This window comes from Thalassomonas actiniarum, assembly GCF_000948975.2.
Lineage (GTDB): Bacteria > Pseudomonadota > Gammaproteobacteria > Enterobacterales > Alteromonadaceae > Thalassomonas > Thalassomonas actiniarum.
Genome location: NZ_CP059735.1, coordinates 4767624 through 4788833 on the forward strand (window position 1 = coordinate 4767624; position 21210 = coordinate 4788833).

The following is a 21210-nucleotide window of genomic DNA, read 5'->3' on the forward strand; positions in this document are numbered from 1 at the left end:
TAATAAAAAGCCCGGCGAACCGGGCTTTTTTTATACACTAAATACTAGCGATAAAGTTAACACAACTAGTGTTGGGGCACCGGCGATAATAACCGTGCATGTACCGTCACTTCTTCACGGTCATAATAAAGGTGCTTGGCATAAAGCTCATATTTGACATTGTTTTCGGCAAAGAGATCTTTGATGCTCTGCAGGTTCTTGGTGATTTCCTGATAACGGCCTTTCATCGGCAGTTTCAGGTTAAACATAGCTTCTTTACAATAACCCTTTAACAGCCATTGTGCCATCAGCCAGGCCACCCGCTGGGGTTTTTCCACCATGTCGCACACCAGCCAGTAAACATTTTGCTTGGCGGGCACAAACTTAAAGCCATCCATCATGCGGTGCTTAACCTGCCCGGTTTCCATAATCGAGTCTGCCATAGGGCCATTATCAACCGCCGTGACCATCATACCGCGGCGCACCAGCTGATAGGTCCAGCCGCCGGGAGCCGAGCCTAAATCAACCGCATTCATGCCGGAGGTTAACCGGGTTTCCCACTCATCTTTTGGAATAAAATACAAAAAGGCTTCATCAAGCTTCAAGGTTGAACGGCTCGGCGACTGACTCGGGAACTTTAATCTCGGTATGCCCATCACATGAGGCGAAGTATTATGGCCCTGAGAATAACCAAGCATCACTTCTTTGCCGCTTAAAAATAAGGCATGTAAAACAGCGCCGTCTTTATCACCTTTTTCCGTCAGAATTTTGTTTTTCCTTAATGCCTGGCGCAGCGGTACCGCCAGTTTGCGGCAAAACTTGGATAATTCCTTGCCGTCATTGGTATCCGGGGTTTCCATACGCAAATCTGCATATTGCCACTCGCTGCCCAGGGCTTCGGTGATCGCCTCTACCCGGTTATAATCCGGCAGTTCGATTTTCTCGGTTAAGGTCAGAAACCATTGGCGGGCGAAAATCAGCCGTTTAAGGGGCATACGCTCCATCAGGGCATCCCCTTCTTCGGGGTTGTTTAAGTGAAAATAAACCAGCCCCTGGTTTTTGGTCAGCTCCAGATAGCCGTATACCTCGTTCCAGGCAGCTTTTTCCTGGATTTCGGCGCCACATTCTTTTTCAAAGCCGGGGCGGCAATATAATACAATCGAAGTCTTCATTTCGTTTTACCTGCAAACGCCAGCAGCAACCAGCCCGACGCTAATAATATCCCGCCCGTGGGAGCGAGTTTGCCTATCATGGCAAGATCAAAAAAGGTTTTAGCATATAAACTGCCGCTAAAACACAAAATACCGAGCGCAAAACAAGCGCCTGCCGCCAGCAAGCGACGAGAGGGCAACCTGCTATACCAAACCATAGCAGCCAATAAGGCAAGGGTATGAATAAACTGGTATTGCAGCGCATTTGCCAGGCGACTTTGGATATCGAGTGGCAGATGTTGTCCGCCATGCGCCAACCAGGCGCCGAATAATACTGAAAAACAGCCGCTGATACCAATAAAAATCCGCCAGGGGGTGAGAAAATCAACTTTTTTCATCAATAAACCTCAGTATTTCATCGGCGGCGCTTTGCATATGCTGTTCCTGGCTAAAACCGGACTTGACCCTGGGTTTAAGATCATGATCGCCATCGGGCAGAAAAACCAGCTGACATAGATCCGATAGCCGATAACCGGCAATGTCATCCTTTGAGCCCAGGGCATCGCGCTCCCCCTGCACTATCAGGGTCGGCAACAAGGTCTGTTGCAGCGGTTCAAGCCGCAATTTTTCCGGCTTTTTTTGCGGATGAAAAGGATAACCTAAACAGATCACCCCTTTGACTTGCCCGGGCTGAGCTAAGGCTTCCCCTGCCAGCGTTGCCCCTACCCGGCTGCCCATGGATTTCCCGGCAAGAAAAACCGGCAAAGCCTGCGATTGCTGCCTGATAACCTCACGATAGCAGTCAAGCAACTTGGGCATGCGATCCGGCGGATAACGTTTGCCGTCAACGCGGCGCTTATCCATATAGGGAAAATTAAAGCGCAAGACATTTATCTGGCGGCTATTTAATAAAGCGGTCATTTTTTCCATAAAGCCATGGTCCATGTCGGCACCGGCGCCATGGGCCAAGATCACCATCGCTTTAGGATTTTCCACTGCATTGAGTTTAGTTGTTGTCATTATTATTGGTTCTTCATTTATTATGTCCGGCGATTCCTTCACTTGTTTTGGCAAACTCGATATCGGCCTTTACAGCATAAGGCCGTCATCCTGCTCTTCGGCCACGGTATCGAGCACCCAATCGCGAAAAGCGGCTATCTTCCCGATATCAAGCTGATGCTCGCGGCAAACAATGTAATAGGCATTTTTACTGATCAGCACATCATTAAAAGGCTGCACCAGGCGGCCGGAGTCGATATCCGGCTTTGCCAGTACGCTGTGGGCCAGCGCCACCCCCTGTCCGTGGATTGCCGCCTGCAATACCATGGAAGAGTGACTGAAAATAGGTCCGTGGTTAACATTCATGCCTTTAACACCAACCTCTTTAAACCAGCGTTTCCAGTCCCGGCGAGAGGTATCGTGCAACAAGGTATGCTGGGCCAGATCATTGACGGTATAGAGCGGTTTTTTGCCGCTGAGCAGCAAAGGAGAACAAACCGGCACCAGGTATTCGGTATGCAATTGATCGGCATGCACATTGGGCCAGCGGCCGCGGCCATTATAAATGGCGACATCAACATCTTCGGTTAAGGAGTTATCCGGCTGATCTACCGCCTTGATCCGGACATCGATATCCGGATGCAAGAGATTAAACGCCGTCAAACGCGGCACCAGCCACTGAATAGCAAAGCTTGGCTGTAAACTTACCGTGATCGCCCCTTTCGCCCCCCTGGCCAGCAGGCGCTCGGTGGCATCATTGATGGAAGTGAAAATATCTTTTATGTCGAGAAAATAGGCCTGCCCTTCTTCGGTCAGCAGCAAGGCACGATTTTTTCGCATAAATAACTTAATACCCAAATGCTCTTCCAATGATTTGATCTGGTGGCTGATCGCCGCCTGGGTCACAAATAATTCTTCGGCAGCCCGGGTAAAACTTAATTGCCTCGCCGAGGCTTCAAAAGCGCGTAAGGCATTGAGGGGTGGGAGTCTATTAGCCAAAATTTTCCTATGTGTTATATATGGTTATTCACGTTTATGTAATGTTTATTCATGTCGAACGTCTGAAAGTTTTTAACTTTGCCGTCAACTTACCATTCATTAGTTTTTCTAATGGATAACATTATAAATAGTCATTTTTCATTTGGCCAGAACTTGATTATCATTTGCACCATAGATGAAGGACTTCATCACTAACCCATTAATAGATGGGCAATAGTCAGAAAGTGTTTCCCAACCCACCTTCTGCAGAGCTAGTTACAGGTCCGTGAAACATCTATAAGGATCATTGACGTTATTTAAACAGGTACCATTATGAAATTAGCACAAAAAATCTCTGTCTTAGCCATCGCTTTCTTTAGCATTACCTCAGTTCAAGCACTGGAGCTGGTAAAAGCCGACACTATCAACCACAACGAAGTAATGAATCAAATCAAGGTGAGCCTTGCCGATTCAATCAAACTGACTCCGGTAAGCTTTGTCAGCGCACAGCAAACAGCTCAGGCGTTATTAGCCAAGCAAGAGCGCGTTAATGCTGGAAACACTAACGCTAACCTTGCTAAAAGCGAGATGATTTCTGAATAAGCTCCAGAATATCACCCGCAGGCAAAAATACGAAATAAAAGGTGTCACAGACACCTTTTTTTATGTTCAGGAAGAAAGGTATGCTGCGATTGAATGGATACAAAAGCGCAGCGATGTCTGAAATTTGCCTTATCACAAGGCTTCAAGGTAACAAGATAGCCAGAACGGACTTTAAAGGGCCAGAAAAGCGAAATAAGGCGGTTTTTTAGTAAAGGAAGGTATATGGCAAGAGCGGGCAAAAACCCGCTCCCGTAGATCTCAGAGGCTAGTCACCGGTAACCAGGGGCTCAAAACTCTTCACCAGATCATCTACCGCTTTCATTTGCGCCAGGTAAGGCTCAAGCTTGTCTAACGGCAAGGCACAGGGGCCGTCACATTTGGCATTATCCGGATCCGGATGTGCTTCGATAAACAAACCCGCCAGACCAAGCGCCATACCGCTGCGGGCTAACTGGGCTGCCTGGGCACGACGACCGTCGGCACTGTCGCTGCGGCCACCGGGGCGCTGCAGGGCATGGGTGGCATCAAAAATCACCGGCGCATAGTTTTTCATTTCTTCCATCGCCAGCATATCCACTACCAGGTTGTTATAACCGTAACAGCTGCCGCGTTCACACAAGATCACTTTTTCATTACCGGCTTCCGAGAACTTCTTGATAATATGACGCATTTCATGGGCCGCCAGGAACTGGGGCTTTTTAACATTGATAATGGCATTGGTCTTTGCCATAGCCACCACTAAATCGGTCTGGCGCGCCAAAAAGGCCGGCAACTGGATAATATCAACAACATCTGCCACCGGCTGTGCCTGGTGGGGTTCGTGGACATCGGTGATCACAGGTACATTAAAGGTCTGCTTGATTTCTTCAAAGATTTTTAAGCCTTCATCCATGCCCGGTCCCCGGTATGAATGCACGGACGAGCGGTTGGCTTTATCAAAAGAAGCCTTAAACACATAAGGAATGCCGAGTTTTTGCGTCACTTCGACATAATGCTCGGCAATTTTCATTGCCAGATCGCGGGACTCAAGAACATTCATGCCGCCAAACAGCACAAATGGTTTGTCGTTAGCAACTTCGATATCGGCTAACTGAATTGATTGTAAACCCATGGGGGCTCCTTATTGATAAAAAGAAAAACTTCACCTTGATACTTTATGCCTTAGCATAAAGCAAAAGTGCTTATTTATAAGCATAAATAAGCACTTTTAACTGATATTTTAAACGCTGGAACTTAGGCGATGGCTTGTAATATCTGTCCGCACAACCAGGCCATATAAGTCCCTACGGTATAACCAAGCACAGCCAACAAGACACCCACCGGCGCCAGCGACGGGTGGAAGGTTGAAGCAACCACAGGGGCCGAAGCCGCACCGCCGACATTCGCCTGACTGCCAACTGCCATGTAAAACAGCGGCGCCTTAATAAGCTTGGCCACCACTAACATCAAAGTGGCATGGATTAACATCCAGATAATACCAATGACAAAATAAATCGGTGCATCGGCAATCATAGTCACATCCATCTTCATACCGATAGTAGCAATCAGCACATAAAGGAAAGCTGAGCCCACTTTTGAAGCACCGGCCCCTTCAAGCTCTCTTACCCGGGTGAAAGATAGAATAATACCAACGGTAGTCGCGAAAATAATCATCCAGAAGAACTTGCTGTGGAAACTGAAGTTCTTCAAATCAGGGTGGTTTTCAACGAAGTACGGGGTGACAGTATCTGCAAACAAATGGGCAAAGCCGGTAACACCTAGACCGATAGCCAGGATGATCATCAAATCAGGTAAGGTGGCGATACGCGAATGCTGCTGGTGAAAGTTTTCAACCTTTTCTTTTAATGCCGTGATAGCGCTGACATCGGCACCGGTTTTTGCATCTATGGTTTTCGCTTTGGCCGCCATAATCAGCAGCACCGCCATCCATAGGTTAGCCACGATAACATCTACCGTGACCATGGCCGAGAAGATCTGATCGCCGGCTTCATAAATTTCTTTCATTGCCGCCTGGTTGGCGCTACCGCCAATCCAGCTGCCGGCAACTGTGGTCATACCGCGCCATACAGCTTCAGGGCCTTGTACACCAAGCAGTTCCGGGCTGATAGCAGAAACCACCAATATCGCAATAGGCCCGCCGATGACGATACCTATGGTGCCGGTAAAGAATAAAATAATCGCTTTACTGCCAAGGCCCATGATGGCTTTTAAATCGACACTTAAGGTCAGCAACACCAGACAGGCAGGCAATAAATAACGGGAAGCAACGTAATAAAGCTTAGATTCTTCGCCGTTCACCACGCCAAAGGTGTTTAACAGCGAGGGTAAAAAGTAACACACCAGTACCGCAGGTACTACGCTATAAAATTTCTTCCAAAAACTATTGGTGCTGTGGGCGGTGTAGAACACCAATCCCAGCATGATTGCCAGAAAACCCATGATAGTCGCATCATTGGTGATCATCGGGGCATGGTGAACAGCTTCAGTCAGATTTGCTGCAGACATAATTTCTCCGTGGTTCTTATTATTAATGTATTACGGTATCGGCAATACGTATGTTATCTAGTTGTAATTTCAGCAGCTGGGCCGCCGGGTCCTTCGGGCATTGCTCAACAAAAAACCGATAGTCGTCGTAAGCCACTTTAAAACAATCGAGCTGATGTAATAAAAAGCCGCGATCTCTGCGCTCAAACGGATCATCCGGGCGCATCGCCAATAAAACATCGACACATTTAAGTGCCAGGTCAAAGACCTGCTCGCGGATAAGGGCATTTTTTATTGACGTGACATGATCCAGCAACAAACTCTTGTGGCTGATCGGCAGCAACTCCTGCTGGCTCGGATCCCCTTCGATATCGTCCATGCGTTTATCCAGCTCATGCCAGTTCAGGGATTCGCCGGTCACGGGATCGAAAATAATGGCATAGATATCATCGCACACCACACGGATCATATTCTTTTCCGGTACATAGATAATATCGACGTCAAAGCCGCATTCTGTGATGATGTGGTGAATAAGGATCACTTTTAAACTCGGCGCCAGGGCGCGGAAATTAATGCCCGATTCCAAGCGGTGGCCGGTTAACGGCCAAAAATCCCGGTATTCATCCAGAAACAGATGGCGAACAAACAATTCATTGATCAATTGCTCTACCTGCTCCAGCGGCTCGTCTATTTCTTCAATAACCGCCAGGCATTCTTTGATCAGCTTATCCAGGGCATCGGCGAAAATACCGGAAGAAGCAAAAATATGCTCTTCGAGTAACACCACCGACTGGATTAAATCTTTTTCATCCGATTTTATCTCGGACAACAACAAGTCATTCATTTAATTTATTTGTTTACTATAAAAAACAGCAAAAAAGTCAGCCATCGCGAATTAATCCTCTTCTATGGGGATTAATCGGCATTTTTAAAGTAAAAATGCCCTTGGCAACGGCTTTTTCTTCTTAAGCCTTATAAAAACATGGTCTCTTTGGTCATTGCCAGGCGAAAAACCAGCATTACCCAACCCATGGCGCCCAAATAACCGATAAACTGCATCATACGGTTTCTGGCTAATTTCAACGTATAATAACCGGTAAAGATATAGGCGATCACCGCCAATAGTTTCTCTCCCAGCCATAGCTGTTCCAGCGGGTTGATCATCAGCTTCACCGCCATGGCCACACCTAAAGCCAGTAGCAAGGTATCAATGACATGCGGGGTAATTTTAACGACTTTTTTCGTTAACCAGGCCGACTCGGTTAAAGTCCAGACAAAACGTAAGGTAAACAAAGCAATGCTCAGCACCGCAAGCGTCATATGAAGATGTTTGAACATCATAATAATTCCTTTAATTTTTAAGTTTATTAATTATCCAGTTTGCCTGGGTGATCCTGTCATTACCGGCAAAGTCTTTGGTCGTTTTAGCATCCGTATAACCTAAACCGGTTAAAATCTTGCGTACCGCCAGCCCCTGCTCAAAACCATGCTCAAAATAGAGGCTGCCGCCGTCGGCCAAATAATCTTTGGCGCCGGTGGCTATGGTGATAATATCCGCCAGACCGTTTTCTGCCGCCACCAGCGCCGTTTCCGGTTCAAAGCGCACATCCCCTTCACTGAGGTGTTTATCCCCGCCATCGATATAGGGCGGGTTAGAGACGATAACCTCGAACTTTTTATCCTTTGCCACCTGCTTGAACCAGTCACTTTGGTAGATCTTGACCCGCTCCAGCTTTAACTGCCGGGCATTTTCCCGGGCAAGCGCCACCGCATCAATATTAAAGTCCACCGCATCAAGCTGCCAGCCAGGCTGCTCAGAGGCCAGCGCCAGGGCGATTGCCCCTGTGCCCGTGCCGAGATCCAGGCAGTTTAGCTTATTTTGCTGATGACACGCCAGCACCTGCTCCACCAGTACTTCGGTGTCGGGCCTTGGGATCAAAGTGGCGGGCGATACTTTTAACGGCAGTGACCAGAACTCTTTTATGCCGGTAATATATGCTACCGGCTCACCGTTTTGTCTGCGCTCAAGCAGCCGGATAAAGTGTACAAACACCTCATCGGCAATGATCTTTTCCGGCCAGGTATGTAAATAGCTAAGCTCTTTACCCAGCACATGACACAACAGGACCTGGGCATCGAGCCTGGCGCTGTCGGAGCTTTCAAGCAATAAAGCCGCCCCCTGCTCAACTAATCGGGCAAGGGGCGCATTACTCATGGATGTTTGCAAAGTATTAACACTCACTGACACTGGGACCGGTAATTAACGGGGCGATTAACGGCATCAGCCGGTTAATCGTTTTGCTCCGCCAGGGCTGCCAGCAGATCCGCCTGGTTTTCCTGTAAAATAGGCTCCATCACCAGCTGCAAATTACCTTCGATCACTTCATTTAACCGGTACAAGGTTAAGTTGATACGATGATCTGTCATCCGCCCCTGGGGATAGTTGTAAGTACGGATGCGCTCGGAGCGATCACCACTGGCCACCAGGCTGCGGCGGGAAGATTCTTCTTCGCTGCGGCGCTTATCGTCTTCTGCCTGCTGCAATCTCGCCTGCAATACCGACATCGCCTGCGCCCGGTTTTTATGCTGGGAGCGCTGATCCTGACACTCCACTACGACACCGGTAGGAATATGGGTAATACGAATGGCCGAGTCGGTTTTGTTAACATGCTGTCCACCGGCACCCGATGCCCTGAAAGTATCAACTTTCAAGTCGGCCTTGTTGATTTCAATGGCATCCGATTCGGGGATTTCCGGCATCACCACCACAGTACAGGCCGAGGTATGTACCCGCCCCTGGGATTCGGTTTCCGGTACCCTTTGTACCCTGTGACCGCCGGACTCAAATTTCATCTGCCCGTAAACCCCTTCACCGACGATTTTGGCGATAATTTCTTTAAAACCGCCCTGCTCGCTTTCATTGGCATTCATCAATTCGATGCGCCAGCCCTGCTTTTCGGCATAACGGCTGTACATACGGAAAATATCACCGGCAAAAATCGCCGCTTCATCACCACCGGCACCGGCGCGGATCTCCACGAAACAGTTGTTGTCGTCATTGGGATCTTTAGGCAGTAACAGAATTTGTAAATCGCTTTCCAGGTTTTCTAATGCCTCTTTCGCCGCCTTAAACTCTTCCTGCGCCATATCCCGCATATCGGGATCGTCGTCTTTGAGCATTTCTTCGGCGGTGGCAAAATCGTTTTCCGCCTCTTTATAGGCGGTGAAAACCGAGGTCACTTCTTCAAGTTGGGAGAATTCTTTGGACAGGGCTTTAAATTTATCCTGATCCGCTATGGTCTCGGGATCAGATAATAAAGCCTGTACTTCCTCAAAGCGTTCCATTAACACTTCAAGCTTATGGTAAACTGACTTTTTCATTAAATAATACTTTTAAATTCGATAATATGTGCTAGCAATGCACCTAGTATATCTAGTCGGGGGGTAAGTCGCAGCTATTTCCTTGGTTATTTCTCAAATAAATAGCTTTTAACGGGGAAATCAGGGGAAACACCGGCCATCAGGCTCGTTTTATTGGTTAAACAAAGCTGACAACCGGTCGGTTTTACCGGGAAAATATCTACTTTTGATCCAGGTTGAAAATATCTCTCAGGTAAATCAGCTTATCCAAATCACCGCCCTGGGCCGCCGACTGCAACGCACTGGTAGGGGCATGCATTAATTTATTAGTGAGTTTGGTTGCCAGCTCGGCTACCACCGCCTCGGGGTTTTTATTGCCTTTAAGCTGCAGCAGGGCTTTTTCAATCAACACATCGCGGTGTTCCTGGCACTGGTTACGGTAACTGAGCACCGCATCCTGGGTATTCAGGCCCCTTAACCAGGACATAAAACTGTCGGTTTGGGTATTGACCATACCCTCTGCCTGTACCGCGGCCTTACGGCGGTTGGCGATATTTTTGGCAATAATGCCCTGCAAGTCATCCACCGTATATAAGAACACGTCTTCAAGCTCGGCTACCTGCTCTTCGATATCACGCGGCACCGCCAAATCCACCATAAAAATAGGCTGGTGCTTGCGCTGCTCCAGTGCATGTTCCACCATGCCTTTACCTATAATAGGTAAAGTCGAACCGGTAGAGCTGATAACAATATCGGCGTTGCTGATTTGCTCGGGGATCTGCGCCAGGGTGATGACATCCGCACCGACCTGCTCCGCCATGGCCTCTGCCCGGGCCAAAGTCCGGTTGGCAACGGTAATGTTGCCGACATTATTCTCGTATAAATGTTTCGCCACCAGTTCAATGGTTTCCCCGGCGCCGACCAGCAACACCCGCACCTTTTTCAGGTTGGCAAAAATATGTTTGGCTAAATTCACCGCGGCAAAGGCGACAGAGACGGCACTGGCGCCGATTTCGGTTTCTGTCCTGACCTGTTTTGCCACCCCGAAGGTTCGCTGGAACAAACGGTCCATGACCAGCGCCATAGAATCTGCGGCTTTCGCCTGACTGTAGGCCTGCTTCATTTGTCCGAGAATTTGCGGCTCCCCCAGTACCAGGGAATCTAAACCACAAGCTACCCGCATCATATGATTAACTGCGGCTTTATCCTGATGCCAATACAAACTCGGGGAAATAGTCGCCCCCGGCACCTGGTGATAGCTTTCCAGCCAGCGCACTATGCGCTCCTGGGTCTGGGCCATATCGCCATCCTGTACCAGATATAACTCAGTGCGGTTACAGGTAGATAAAATAGCAGCTTCGCGACATTGCACAGAAGAAAGCATTTCCTGCAGGGCTTGAGTTAAGTGATCAGGGCTAAAAGAAATCTTTTCCCTGACCGCAACGGGTGCAGTTTTATGATTAATACCAACAGCTACTATGGACATAATGCTAAATATTCAGCCTCAGTTAAAATATGGCAAAAGCGCCATCGGCAGATACCGACCTTGCCACTATATCATTTCAGTCTTTTGCGCGGCTAAAGCCCCACAAGGACATTTATCATCTGCTTGGAAAAAGACACCAGATAAATATCATCACGGCGATTATCCGCCATTTTTGTATCGGATACTTTAATCTGAAACAAATAACGCGGTAATTTTACGAAATATCCGCCGTGATTGAAAGCACCTCTTGTTCTGTGTTCAAATAGTCATTCATATTACAACGACAAGAGCACATGATCATCCGCCTGCAACACTTATTCCCCGTCCCGCTGCTGCTTTTATGGCTCAGTGGCTGCGCGGTTCAACCGCCAGCCCCCTCTGATTCTAGCCTAACTCAGGAAATCAGCGAAAGAAATCAACAACTTTCAGCTTTAAATAAGTGGAAAATATTGGGCAGGATCGCCTTTATCCAGGCGGATAAACGTGAAAGCGCCTCGTTGAACTGGCGCTATGAGCAGGATCATAACGACAATACCCGCCAGCGCCTGGACTTGACCGCGCCGCTGGGCATCAATGTCCTGCACCTGGAATCCGACAACGGCCGCCATGTACTGGAAGTGGACGGCGAAGAATATCACAGCGAGGATCTTGACGCCCTGATCTATTCCCTGACCGGGCTGACCTTGCCGACCCGGGCATTAAGCTACTGGCTCAAAGGCCTGGCGTACCTGCCCCAGGATAAACTCAGTTATGACAGCGTTACCCGCTTACCGGTCAAGCTTACCAGCTTGTATGACAACCGGCTCTGGTCGGTAGAGTACCAAAACTACCAACTGGTCAACCAACACCGCCTGGCGACTAAATTTACCATCACCCAGGCTGAGCTCAATATTAAAATTCTCGTGAAAAAGTGGACCCTGTAAACCATGGCTTTACCCGTAGACAACACTTCCCCGGACAACTTATCTTTAGATAATAAATTTCACCCGTTTCCGTCACCGGCAAAACTCAATCTGTTTCTGCATGTTGTCGGTCGCCGCAGCGACGGCTACCATGAACTGCAAACCCTGTTTCAGTTCCTCGACTATGGCGATACCCTGGAGATCAAAGCCACCGACTGCGGCAAAATTCGCTTATTAACCCCGATTACCGGGGTCGCCGCAAAAGATAACCTGATAGTCAAAGCCGCGACTATGCTGCAACTCGAAGCCCAAGCTTTGGGACAGGCAAATTTACCCGGGGCTGAAATTAAAATTGATAAAATTCTGCCCATGGGCGGCGGACTCGGCGGCGGCTCCTCCAATGCCGCTACCGTACTGCTGGCACTCAATGCTTTATGGCAGCTCAAGCTCAGCACGGAAAAACTCGCCGCTTTAGGTTTAGCCTTAGGGGCCGATGTACCGGTCTTTATTCACGGCTTTGCCGCCTACGCCGAAGGGGTCGGTGAAAAGCTTACCCCGAGGGATCCCGAAGAATACTGGTATTTAGTCAGCAAACCCAACTGCAGCATCTCAACGGTAAGCGTGTTTACTTCCGATGACCTGCCCCGCAATACCGACCGGCAATTAGCCCAAAGCGCAGACATAGATGCCTGCCATAACGATTGCCAGGTAATGGTGATAAAACACTATCCCGAGGTTGCCAAATTACTGTCTTGGTTGCTAGAATACGCGCCGTCTCAAATGACGGGAACGGGCGCTTGTATCTTCTCGCGCTTCGACTCTAAAGCTGAGGCTTGCCGCATTCAGGCTCAACTCCCTGACGGGATTGAATCTTTTGTAGCAAAAGGTATCAACCAATCGCCGTTAATACCGGTGATTAAGGCATTGAGCCTTAATTGAATAAAGAAAATGAGTGAATAAAAACTCAAACAAATACCACGTATGTTGGTAAAATGAACACTGGATAAATGTTATTAATTTGCTAGTACTAGTAGTTACCGACAGCATTCATTCGCTTTGGGTTAATTGCTACTGCATAGCGTCATATTTTAATGTCAAAAGTTTCTGAGGAACTGACAGTGCCTGACATGAAGATTTTTGCGGGTAACGCCACCCCTGAACTGGCCGAACAAGTTGCTAATCGCCTTTATATTACCTTAGGCGATGCCAAGGTCGGGAGTTTTAGTGATGGTGAGATTAGTGTCGAAATCAATGAAAATGTCCGCGGAGCGGATGTCTTTATTGTTCAATCAACTTGTGCACCAACCAACAATAACTTAATGGAGCTTATTGTTATGGTTGATGCCTTACGAAGAGCTTCAGCCGGACGTATCACAGCAGTAATGCCCTATTTTGGTTATGCACGCCAGGATAGACGCGTACGTAGTGCCCGCGTCCCGATTACAGCAAAAGTCGTTGCCGACTTCCTTTCCAGCGTAGGTGTTGACCGGGTATTAACCGTTGACCTGCACGCGGAGCAAATCCAGGGTTTCTTTGATGTGCCGGTAGACAATGTCTTTGGTACCCCTATCTTGCTCGAAGACATGCTTGAAAGACAAATTGAGCGCCCTGTGGTGGTTTCTCCTGATATCGGCGGCGTGGTACGTGCCCGTGCGGTCGCCAAATTATTAGAAGATGCCGACCTGGCCATTATCGACAAACGTCGTCCCAAGGCCAATGTGGCCCAGGTGATGCACATTATCGGTGATGTTAAAGACCGCGACTGTTTTATCGTTGACGATATGATAGATACCGGCGGTACATTAGCCAAGGCAGCGGAAGCACTGAAAGAACACGGTGCCAAGCGGGTATTTGCCTATGCCACTCACCCGGTATTCTCGGGTAATGCCGCTCAAAACCTGGAAAACTCAGTGATTGATGAAGTCGTGGTTACCGATTCCATCCCGCTGACGGATGAAATCAAAGCCTTGGGTAAAGTGCGCCAGCTGACCTTAAGCGGCATGTTATCCGAAGCGATCCGCCGGGTAAGCAATGAAGAGTCTATCTCTGCCATGTTTGACGGTTAATTCAGCCTTGTAAACCTGACATTTAAAGCACCTTAGGGTGCTTTTTTATTACCTGGCGATTATTGGCTTAAGTATTTAACAATAATTACTCGCAAGATTAATAGCTATTATCCGGGGTAAATGTTATCATGCCGCGCCTTTTTTAACCGGTAAGCATTTATTTCCGATAAAAGCAGCCAATAAAAGAGCAATCGCATTGTTTTTGGTCGCAAAAAACAATGAAACTTAATTTTAAATAAAGAGTATTAAAAATGACTGATTTATTCACTTTAGATGCTGAAGTACGTACTGACCTGGGGAAAGGTGCGAGCCGCCGCCTACGTCATGCTAACAAAGTTCCAGCTATCATCTACGGTTTAGGCGAAGAGCCGGTTTCTATCACTTTGGCGCACAACAAAGTATGGCGTGCACAGCAGGAAGAAGCGTTTTACTCTCACGTGTTAAACCTGAACGTTGACGGCAAGAGCGTTGAAGTTCTGATCAAAGACATGCAGCGTCACCCGCACAAAGAATTAGTAATGCACATGGATTTCCTACGTGTAGATGCTAAAAAAGCCGTTCACACTAACGTGCCAGTTCACTTCATCAACGAAGAGAACGTAAGCAAAGCCGGTGCTACCATTGCTCACCACGTAACTGAAATCGCCATTTCTTGTCTGCCAGCCAACTTACCTGAGTTCATCGAAGTTGACTTAGCCGACCTGGAAGTAGGTCAAACCCTTCACTTATCAGACGTTAAATTCCCGGAAGGCGTTACTTCTGACGAATTAGCCAAAGGTGAAAGCCACGACCAAGCCGTTGTTACTGCTAACGCTCCTAAGGGCAAAGCTGACGACGCAGAAGGCGAAGCCGAAGCTGAAGAAGCTGCTGAATAATAGTTAACGAGATCATCTCTTGGAAACTAATATTCAATTAGTTGTGGGCCTGGGTAATCCAGGCCCCGAATATACCAAAACCCGCCATAACGCTGGTGTCTGGTTCGTTGAAGAACTGAGCAAGCGTTACAATATTTCTCTCCGCCCGGAAAAAAAATACTTCGGACTCTATGGTAAAGGCCAAATCGGCGATACCTTAGTGCACCTGCTGATCCCCACGACCTTTATGAACCGTAGCGGTCAGGCAGTCGCGCCCCTTGCCAATTTTTTCCGTATCCCGGTAGAGAATATGCTCGTGGCCCATGATGAACTCGACATGGACCCGGGAATTTGCAAAATAAAAAAAGGCGGCGGTCACGGCGGACATAACGGTCTGCGTGATATCATCAGCCGTATGGCAAACAACAAAGAATTTTATCGGTTGCGCATCGGCATAGGTCATCCCGGCCATCGCGATCGGGTAACCGGACATGTATTGGGTAAAGCGCCCGCCAGTGAACAGGCCCTAATAGAACAGGCAATCGATGAAGCCGGCCGTTGTTTCGAAATCTGGCAAAAAGACGATCTTAAGAAAGCGCAAAATCGTCTGCACTCTTTTAAAGCGCAATAACTCCGACACAGAACTTCAGATCAACATTCGCGCTCTGATTAACAAGCGCTGAAAACTATAGGTAAACATCATGGGATTTAAATGTGGTATTGTTGGCTTACCCAACGTAGGTAAATCAACCCTGTTCAACGCACTCACCAAAGCGGGTATTGAAGCCGCAAACTTTCCATTCTGTACCATTGAACCTAACACAGGTGTGGTGCCGGTTCCGGATCCGCGTCTGGACAAGTTAGCAAAAATAGTTAACCCCGAGCGTGTTATCCCTACTACCATGGAATTTGTTGATATCGCAGGTCTGGTTGCCGGCGCCTCCAAAGGTGAAGGTTTAGGCAACAAGTTCCTGGCCAACATCCGTGAAACCGACGCTATCGGTCACGTGGTACGCTGTTTTGAAAATGAAAATATCGTGCATGTTGCCGGCAATGTAAATCCGGGTGAAGATATCGATGTTATCAACACCGAATTAGCCCTGGCCGATATGGACACCGCTGAGCGCGCCATCGTCCGTCAGGCCAAACGCGCCAAAGGCGGCGACAAAGACGCTAAATTCGAACTGCCGGTACTGGAAAAAATCCTTAAGCATGTTGAAGAAGGCCACATGGTACGTTCTTTAGAGTTATCTAAAGAAGAAAAAGCCGCGGTTAAGTACCTTAACTTCTTAACCATCAAGCCGACCATGTATATTGCCAATGTCAATGACGACGGTTTTGAAAACAACCCTTATTTAGATCAGGTGCGTGCCATCGCCGAAGAAGAAGGCGCCGTGGTAGTGCCGGTTTGCGCAGAAATTGAAAGTGAAATTGCCGAACTTGACGACGAAGAGCGCGACGAGTTTATGGCAGACATGGGCATTGAAGAGCCGGGCCTGAACCGGGTGATCAATTCCGGTTACTCCCTGCTGCACCTGCAAACCTACTTCACCGCCGGCGTAAAAGAAGTACGTGCCTGGACGGTAAAAGTCAACGCTACCGCGCCACAGGCTGCCGGGGTAATTCATACCGACTTTGAAAAAGGTTTTATCCGCGCCGAAGTGATTTCTTACGACGACTTTATCGAGTTTAACGGTGAAGCCGGTGCCAAAGAAGCCGGTAAATGGCGTCTTGAAGGTAAAGAATACCCGGTTAAAGACGGCGATGTGGTGCACTTCCGCTTTAATGTCTAATTAATGACCTTAATATTCAGGGCACATGCCGTGCCCTGGAACTTCTCCCCCGCCACTTTCTCCCGTCAGCTTTATTTAATCAATATCCGAAATAATTCCTGAAAATTTCCACCTTAACAAACACGCTTATTTTTCAGCACCTTACACCAATAAATAACATTTTCTTACTAAAAAACCACACAAAATTACAACAAAAACAGTGCAAAGATTAAACGCTTGGTTTCAAAGTAAAAAATCTGCTGCACGACCAGTAAAATTCTGTGTTAGACTCAAATGGCATCAATGCAAAAACTTACTAAAACTATGGTGAACAAATGAAGAATATTTTATTAGTGACGAGCCTATTAGCCGCATCAGTTTCTTTCGCCCCGCAAGCCAGTGCGGAAGATAGCTTTTCATTACGTGTGTGTGAGTATGTCTCTGTTAATGATAAAAGGCGTTTAAGATCTTTCCTTAAAGATCGCAAACTTAAAATTCGTTCCATATTTGACGGACTAAAATGTAACGGCCAAAACCTTTTGGAATTTGCAGCCTCATCCAATGCACTCGACACCGGGGAATTAATTATCAATAAATTACCCGTTAAAGTAGTAGCCGCCAACCTGGAAGCCATTAAAAAGCATTCCGCTCACCTTGGTGGTGTAGCAGAAAAACGCGTTAACTAGTTTAGTTTTACTTTTCGGGTGGCAAGCGGCAATAAACTCAACGCCAGGCTGCCACCCAGTTAAACCTCATCCCTGTGTATAAAACCGATCAAAAACCTCAGTTTTGCCTAGTTCTGCAGCAAATCGAACAGAGTTTCACCGAACAAATAAAAAGTGAGATTATTTCTAAAAAAACGGTTGACGTAGGTCAGTGAGATTTGCATAATACGCGCCACTTGCTGAGAGGCAAGGTTGGAAAGGCTACATAGCTCAGCTGGTTAGAGCACATCACTCATAATGATGGGGTCCCAGGTTCAAATCCCGGTGTAGCCACCATTCTTTCTCAGTAAAAACATATAGTACGCGGGAGTGGCGGAATTGGTAGACGCGCTGGATTTAGGTTCCAGTATCGCGAGATGTGAGAGTTCAAGTCTCTCCTCCCGTACCATTACTATATGGCAACTCAGGTTGCAACCTTAATTACATTGTTGGGGTATAGCCAAGCGGTAAGGCAGCGGGTTTTGATCCCGTCATTCCAAGGTTCAAATCCTTGTACCCCAGCCACTTTCTACTTTTTTCATAGAAAGTACAATGTAATAACTACCAGATTATTTCATGTTGATGAATTAATCGAAATGCGGGAGTGGCGGAATTGGTAGACGCGCTGGATTTAGGTTCCAGTATCGCGAGATGTGAGAGTTCAAGTCTCTCCTCCCGTACCATTTATCAAGCTATTGCTGATAAATGACATGCTGTTGGGGTATAGCCAAGCGGTAAGGCAGCGGGTTTTGATCCCGTCATTCCAAGGTTCAAATCCTTGTACCCCAGCCACTTTCTCAAACTGATATGGCTTGAGAATGAATCGACTAACTCGGTCGATTTTTTTTGTCCAAATCCTTGATGGCGTTTTTATCAGGGTACTTGTAAAGGCTACATAGCTCAGCTGGTTAGAGCACATCACTCATAATGATGGGGTCCCAGGTTCAAATCCCGGTGTAGCCACCATTACTCTTGGCATTTATGCATAAGTTGTTGCAATGCGGGAGTGGCGGAATTGGTAGACGCGCTGGATTTAGGTTCCAGTATCGCAAGATGTGAGAGTTCAAGTCTCTCCTCCCGTACCATTTCAACCACAAGCATATGGCATAAAGCAAGAGCGCAAGTTTTACATTATTGGGGTATAGCCAAGCGGTAAGGCAGCGGGTTTTGATCCCGTCATTCCAAGGTTCAAATCCTTGTACCCCAGCCACTTTCCTCAGCGGATGAAAGTAAAATGTAAAAGACAAATAAGAAGATACCACAGTTGGGGTATAGCCAAGCGGTAAGGCAGCGGGTTTTGATCCCGTCATTCCAAGGTTCAAATCCTTGTACCCCAGCCACTTCTTTTCTTGAAAACTTCCCTTAAAGCAAAAAAGAAAATAAACCGATATCGACTCAGCGTCGATTTTTTTGTTTATAGCCCTTAATAACCACTTTTATATCGGCAATCCGTTGCCAGATACTGATTAATCTTTTGCCTTGTACCTTAAGCCCAGCTAGCACTAACCAGGCTGTTAAAGCCCGCAAGCATATGCCAGCGCCTTATTTTTAAGCACAGGCGCCCTGTTGGCAATAAAGAGCCCGGCATTGCGTAATCCCTTCATCAACAGAGAAGGATGGCTAAAAGAAGCGTACAGGGCATCCATGGCCGACATCATCAGCAGGTTGTCATGACGTCTGAGCTTTTCATAACGCGCCAGCACCGCCGGGTCATGCCAGCATTCACCATTGCCTATGGCTTCGGCGATCACCTTTTGCAGCGCTTTGACATCTTTAAATCCCAGGTTTACCCCCTGTCCCGCCATAGGATTAATACTGTGGGCGGCATCCCCCATTAACACCACCCTTTGCTTCTGGTATTGGTTGGCATGGCGACGGGTTAAATCAAACGAAGCACGGTCAAGCACCTCAACCTGCCCCAAACGTTTTGGAAAGCTGGCCATCACCGCCTGCTCCAGCTGCTTCAGGCTCAGGGTTTTTAAACGTTTTATTTCATCCCTGTGGTGATACCACACCAGGGAGGCATGCTGGCCCGGCATCGGCAGCATAGCCACAGGCCCGGTTGGGAAGAACTGCTGCCAGGTAATGTCCTGCTGCTCCAGCCCGGTGTTGACATTGATCAGCATTGCCGACTGCTGATAATCCCAGCCGGTGGTGCCTATGCCTGCCAGCTGGCGCACCCGGGAGTTGGCGCCATCGGCAGCGATCAGCAGTTTAGCCTTCACCGTTTCCTGGCTCAGCTCAATATCAACACCCTGTTCATATTGAACAAAACTGGTCAGCGAATCGGGACAATATAGGCAAATGTTGTCATGATTCTTGACCTGATCTAATAACGCCAGCTGGATCAAGCGGTTTTCAATGATGGCCCCCAGGTGGGACTGGCCAATATCGTCGCTGTTAAATTCGGCATAGGAAAGCTCCTGCTCCCACACCCCCAAACGTTTATAAGGGCATAAACGCCACTGGCTGATTTGCTGCCAGGCCCCCACCTGCTCCAGTAAATATTGGGAAGATAATGAAATTGCCGACACCCTAAGGTCAAAGGGCTGTCCGGGCTCAAAAGCCTGGGGAAGTGCCCGCTCGACCACAGCCACTTTTAATCCCAGCTCAGCTAATGACAGGGCCGAAGCCGCCCCTACCATGCCGCCACCCACTATTACGCAATCATAACTCTTCATAAGAACCAATTATCTCTGATATTCAAACCATTATATCCCGGGCAGATAACCGCCACAGGATATGCATTAGGGCTATTTTAACCAACCGCAGCGGCTAATTCGATGTTTATATAACACTTTATGCCCCTGGTTCATTCACTTACCAGAACAAACGGCGCTGAAATAAAGCTGAGATAAGCACATTAATAAAAAGCCGTTAACAACAGGCAATGCTGCACGGCTCTACCATGGGTTAATATTGCTTTTTTGCGCCTCAATATCATCACCCAGTAAATTGGGCCAGATGTTAATACCGGCTCTTTGCTCAATGGCAGAGGTGGAAGTGACAAAGCGAGACGGCTCGGCATTAACGGCTTTGTTTTCAAACTCAAAAGCCCACATTTCCAGCCGCCCTGATTTCCACTCCACCAGCACACATTTGAAGAAATGTGTGGGAATAGGAATTTTGATACCGTTATTGTCTGCCTGACCGATAAATTCGGTCTGAAATTCAAAATCAAACACAGGCCCGGCCATAACATAGGTTTCATGAATATCCGGCGACTCATTTTTACTCCGGATCTCCCCTTCCAGCACTTTCCAGACCCCCCGGTTAAACTGCGGCGCCTGAGGCGACATATTGGAAAGTAAATAGGTTTCCGAGTTTTGCAAAGCACTTTGATCCTGGTTGGCGCTGGCAACTAAATGCCCCCGGTCAAACCCCGACCTCCGGTAATCGGACAGATCTCCCCGAAAACGCTGAGGTAGCCTAAAGTCCGGGCGAAAGTTATTTTGCCGGGTCACATCATCATCAACATCATTAATATGTTTACCCGGCTCAACAATTTCCAGCGTCCATTTAGCTTGCCTGAAGTAATATGAATAACCGACGGTATAAAACCGGTTGAAGAGAATTTGATCTGCCGCGGGACAGCCGTAGCGAAGTTCGGGTTTTGGTATATCAAGCGCCATTATCTAGCTTCCATTTTATCGTGTTAAATTTCAGCACAATCAAACTGCGTTATGCATCCCTGTTAAAGCTTAGGTTACTCTTTTGCAGGCAAACATCAAATTGCTATTAAAAGCATGTTTATCTCAACAGAAAATACGACTAACCGACTTTAACGTCTAAATTATCCAGCTAAAAGGCAATTTTCCCTTAGAAACAGCACCACAACCTTTTCTCAACCTTTCACAACTTTTTCACATTAA

At 47.6% G+C, this 21210-nt stretch carries 21 protein-coding genes and 9 tRNA genes; 17 read left to right on the forward strand and 13 right to left on the reverse strand.

Features of this window, described 5'->3' with window-relative positions; genetic code table 11:
• Window positions 1-65 precede the first annotated feature (65 nt).
• The 4 genes from rlmM to SG35_RS20780 form a co-directional block, all read right to left on the reverse strand.
• Complete coding sequence (gene rlmM / locus SG35_RS20765) at window positions 66-1151, reverse strand: 23S rRNA (cytidine(2498)-2'-O)-methyltransferase RlmM (protein ID WP_044830963.1); 1086 nt, start codon at window positions 1149-1151, stop codon at window positions 66-68.
• Window positions 1148-1528: a DUF423 domain-containing protein gene (locus tag SG35_RS20770; RefSeq protein WP_044830964.1), complete on the reverse strand. Its 381-nt coding sequence runs from the start codon at window positions 1526-1528 to the stop codon at window positions 1148-1150. The genes rlmM and SG35_RS20770 overlap by 4 nt, the downstream gene beginning before the upstream one ends.
• A complete protein-coding gene (locus tag SG35_RS20775; RefSeq protein WP_044830965.1) occupies window positions 1515-2150 on the reverse strand; it encodes an alpha/beta family hydrolase in 636 nt (211 codons plus the stop codon). Before SG35_RS20775 ends, SG35_RS20770 begins: the two co-directional genes overlap by 14 nt.
• 69 nt (window positions 2151-2219) lie before the next feature.
• On the reverse strand, window positions 2220-3128 hold the full coding sequence (locus tag SG35_RS20780; protein WP_044830966.1) for a transcriptional regulator GcvA: 909 nt from the start codon (window positions 3126-3128) through the stop codon (window positions 2220-2222).
• A gap of 312 nt (window positions 3129-3440) precedes the next feature.
• On the opposite strand from SG35_RS20780, the gene SG35_RS20785 reads away from it, so the two are divergent.
• Window positions 3441-3710, forward strand: a complete 270-nt coding sequence (locus tag SG35_RS20785; RefSeq protein ID WP_044830967.1) for a hypothetical protein — start codon at window positions 3441-3443, stop codon at window positions 3708-3710.
• 265 nt (window positions 3711-3975) lie between these two features.
• On the opposite strand, the gene kdsA is transcribed toward SG35_RS20785, so the two are convergent.
• From kdsA to hemA, 7 genes are all read right to left on the reverse strand, one after another.
• Window positions 3976-4821 (reverse strand): 3-deoxy-8-phosphooctulonate synthase, encoded by an 846-nt coding sequence (gene kdsA, locus SG35_RS20790; RefSeq protein ID WP_044830968.1) that lies wholly within the window; start codon window positions 4819-4821, stop codon window positions 3976-3978.
• A gap of 122 nt (window positions 4822-4943) precedes the next feature.
• A complete protein-coding gene (locus SG35_RS20795) occupies window positions 4944-6215 on the reverse strand; it encodes a DUF819 family protein (RefSeq protein WP_044830969.1) in 1272 nt (423 codons plus the stop codon).
• A 22-nt stretch (window positions 6216-6237) separates the two neighbouring features.
• On the reverse strand, window positions 6238-7038 hold the full coding sequence (locus SG35_RS20800; RefSeq protein WP_044830970.1) for a tetratricopeptide repeat protein: 801 nt from the start codon (window positions 7036-7038) through the stop codon (window positions 6238-6240).
• 128 nt (window positions 7039-7166) lie between these two features.
• Window positions 7167-7535, reverse strand: a complete 369-nt coding sequence (locus SG35_RS20805) for a SirB2 family protein (protein WP_236702513.1) — start codon at window positions 7533-7535, stop codon at window positions 7167-7169.
• 10 nt (window positions 7536-7545) lie between these two features.
• A complete protein-coding gene (gene prmC / locus SG35_RS20810) occupies window positions 7546-8409 on the reverse strand; it encodes a peptide chain release factor N(5)-glutamine methyltransferase (RefSeq protein ID WP_044830972.1) in 864 nt (287 codons plus the stop codon).
• A gap of 74 nt (window positions 8410-8483) precedes the next feature.
• On the reverse strand, window positions 8484-9575 hold the full coding sequence (gene prfA, locus SG35_RS20815; protein ID WP_044830973.1) for a peptide chain release factor 1: 1092 nt from the start codon (window positions 9573-9575) through the stop codon (window positions 8484-8486).
• A gap of 199 nt (window positions 9576-9774) precedes the next feature.
• Window positions 9775-11040, reverse strand: a complete 1266-nt coding sequence (gene hemA / locus SG35_RS20820) for a glutamyl-tRNA reductase (protein ID WP_044830974.1) — start codon at window positions 11038-11040, stop codon at window positions 9775-9777.
• Between the two features lie 293 nt (window positions 11041-11333).
• Here hemA and lolB point away from each other — a divergent pair, with 293 nt between their 5' ends.
• From lolB to SG35_RS20900, 16 genes are all read left to right on the forward strand, one after another.
• Window positions 11334-11963 (forward strand): lipoprotein insertase outer membrane protein LolB, encoded by a 630-nt coding sequence (gene lolB / locus SG35_RS20825; protein WP_044830975.1) that lies wholly within the window; start codon window positions 11334-11336, stop codon window positions 11961-11963.
• Window positions 11964-11966: 3 nt separating this feature from the next.
• Window positions 11967-12881, forward strand: a complete 915-nt coding sequence (ispE, locus tag SG35_RS20830) for a 4-(cytidine 5'-diphospho)-2-C-methyl-D-erythritol kinase (RefSeq protein ID WP_084692471.1) — start codon at window positions 11967-11969, stop codon at window positions 12879-12881.
• 179 nt (window positions 12882-13060) lie between these two features.
• Window positions 13061-14008, forward strand: a complete 948-nt coding sequence (locus tag SG35_RS20835) for a ribose-phosphate pyrophosphokinase (protein WP_084692473.1) — start codon at window positions 13061-13063, stop codon at window positions 14006-14008.
• A 251-nt stretch (window positions 14009-14259) separates the two neighbouring features.
• Window positions 14260-14883, forward strand: coding sequence for a 50S ribosomal protein L25/general stress protein Ctc (locus SG35_RS20840; RefSeq protein WP_044830977.1), 624 nt, complete (start codon window positions 14260-14262; stop codon window positions 14881-14883).
• A 19-nt stretch (window positions 14884-14902) separates the two neighbouring features.
• Entirely contained in the window at window positions 14903-15493 is a 591-nt protein-coding gene (pth, locus tag SG35_RS20845) for an aminoacyl-tRNA hydrolase (protein ID WP_044830978.1), read from the forward strand.
• A 70-nt stretch (window positions 15494-15563) separates the two neighbouring features.
• Window positions 15564-16655: a redox-regulated ATPase YchF gene (gene ychF, locus SG35_RS20850; RefSeq protein ID WP_044830979.1), complete on the forward strand. Its 1092-nt coding sequence runs from the start codon at window positions 15564-15566 to the stop codon at window positions 16653-16655.
• A gap of 314 nt (window positions 16656-16969) precedes the next feature.
• On the forward strand, window positions 16970-17320 hold the full coding sequence (locus tag SG35_RS20855; protein WP_044830980.1) for a DUF3718 domain-containing protein: 351 nt from the start codon (window positions 16970-16972) through the stop codon (window positions 17318-17320).
• 238 nt (window positions 17321-17558) lie between these two features.
• Window positions 17559-17635, forward strand: a tRNA-Met gene (locus tag SG35_RS20860).
• Between the two features lie 27 nt (window positions 17636-17662).
• Window positions 17663-17747, forward strand: a tRNA-Leu gene (locus tag SG35_RS20865).
• 41 nt (window positions 17748-17788) lie between these two features.
• Window positions 17789-17863 (forward strand) — tRNA-Gln (locus tag SG35_RS20870).
• Between the two features lie 73 nt (window positions 17864-17936).
• Window positions 17937-18021 (forward strand) — tRNA-Leu (locus SG35_RS20875).
• A 34-nt stretch (window positions 18022-18055) separates the two neighbouring features.
• Window positions 18056-18130, forward strand: a tRNA-Gln gene (locus tag SG35_RS20880).
• Between the two features lie 97 nt (window positions 18131-18227).
• A tRNA-Met gene (locus SG35_RS20885) sits at window positions 18228-18304 on the forward strand.
• A gap of 34 nt (window positions 18305-18338) precedes the next feature.
• A tRNA-Leu gene (locus SG35_RS20890) sits at window positions 18339-18423 on the forward strand.
• Between the two features lie 50 nt (window positions 18424-18473).
• A tRNA-Gln gene (locus tag SG35_RS20895) sits at window positions 18474-18548 on the forward strand.
• Window positions 18549-18603: 55 nt separating this feature from the next.
• Window positions 18604-18678 (forward strand) — tRNA-Gln (locus SG35_RS20900).
• Between the two features lie 174 nt (window positions 18679-18852).
• Here SG35_RS20900 and SG35_RS20905 read toward each other — a convergent pair.
• Both SG35_RS20905 and SG35_RS20910 read right to left on the reverse strand, forming a co-directional pair.
• Complete coding sequence (locus SG35_RS20905) at window positions 18853-20019, reverse strand: FAD-dependent oxidoreductase (RefSeq protein ID WP_044830981.1); 1167 nt, start codon at window positions 20017-20019, stop codon at window positions 18853-18855.
• A 222-nt stretch (window positions 20020-20241) separates the two neighbouring features.
• Window positions 20242-20970 carry a DNA/RNA non-specific endonuclease gene (locus SG35_RS20910; protein ID WP_044830982.1) on the reverse strand — a complete coding sequence of 243 codons (729 nt, stop codon included), beginning with the start codon at window positions 20968-20970 and terminating at the stop codon, window positions 20242-20244.
• Window positions 20971-21210 lie beyond the last annotated feature (240 nt).

Excerpts from the sequence above, each read along its gene's own strand:
- SG35_RS20800 (WP_044830970.1), bottom strand. The coding sequence starts at position 7,038 with ATGAATGACTTGTTGTTGTCCGAGATAAAATCGGATGAAAAAGATTTA.
- SG35_RS20905 (WP_044830981.1), bottom strand. The coding sequence starts at position 20,019 with ATGAAGAGTTATGATTGCGTAATAGTGGGTGGCGGCATGGTAGGGGCG.
- SG35_RS20840 (WP_044830977.1), top strand. The coding sequence starts at position 14,260 with ATGACTGATTTATTCACTTTAGATGCTGAAGTACGTACTGACCTGGGG.
- prmC (WP_044830972.1), bottom strand. The coding sequence starts at position 8,409 with ATGAGTAATGCGCCCCTTGCCCGATTAGTTGAGCAGGGGGCGGCTTTA.
- ispE (WP_084692471.1), top strand. The coding sequence starts at position 11,967 with ATGGCTTTACCCGTAGACAACACTTCCCCGGACAACTTATCTTTAGAT.
- kdsA (WP_044830968.1), bottom strand. The coding sequence starts at position 4,821 with ATGGGTTTACAATCAATTCAGTTAGCCGATATCGAAGTTGCTAACGAC.
- SG35_RS20805 (WP_236702513.1), bottom strand. The coding sequence starts at position 7,535 with ATGATGTTCAAACATCTTCATATGACGCTTGCGGTGCTGAGCATTGCT.
- SG35_RS20910 (WP_044830982.1), bottom strand. The coding sequence starts at position 20,970 with ATGGCGCTTGATATACCAAAACCCGAACTTCGCTACGGCTGTCCCGCG.
- SG35_RS20855 (WP_044830980.1), top strand. The coding sequence starts at position 16,970 with ATGAAGAATATTTTATTAGTGACGAGCCTATTAGCCGCATCAGTTTCT.
- SG35_RS20785 (WP_044830967.1), top strand. The coding sequence starts at position 3,441 with ATGAAATTAGCACAAAAAATCTCTGTCTTAGCCATCGCTTTCTTTAGC.
- hemA (WP_044830974.1), bottom strand. The coding sequence starts at position 11,040 with ATGTCCATAGTAGCTGTTGGTATTAATCATAAAACTGCACCCGTTGCG.
- rlmM (WP_044830963.1), bottom strand. The coding sequence starts at position 1,151 with ATGAAGACTTCGATTGTATTATATTGCCGCCCCGGCTTTGAAAAAGAA.
- SG35_RS20775 (WP_044830965.1), bottom strand. The coding sequence starts at position 2,150 with ATGACAACAACTAAACTCAATGCAGTGGAAAATCCTAAAGCGATGGTG.
- SG35_RS20795 (WP_044830969.1), bottom strand. The coding sequence starts at position 6,215 with ATGTCTGCAGCAAATCTGACTGAAGCTGTTCACCATGCCCCGATGATC.
- SG35_RS20770 (WP_044830964.1), bottom strand. The coding sequence starts at position 1,528 with ATGAAAAAAGTTGATTTTCTCACCCCCTGGCGGATTTTTATTGGTATC.
- prfA (WP_044830973.1), bottom strand. The coding sequence starts at position 9,575 with ATGAAAAAGTCAGTTTACCATAAGCTTGAAGTGTTAATGGAACGCTTT.
- lolB (WP_044830975.1), top strand. The coding sequence starts at position 11,334 with ATGATCATCCGCCTGCAACACTTATTCCCCGTCCCGCTGCTGCTTTTA.
- ychF (WP_044830979.1), top strand. The coding sequence starts at position 15,564 with ATGGGATTTAAATGTGGTATTGTTGGCTTACCCAACGTAGGTAAATCA.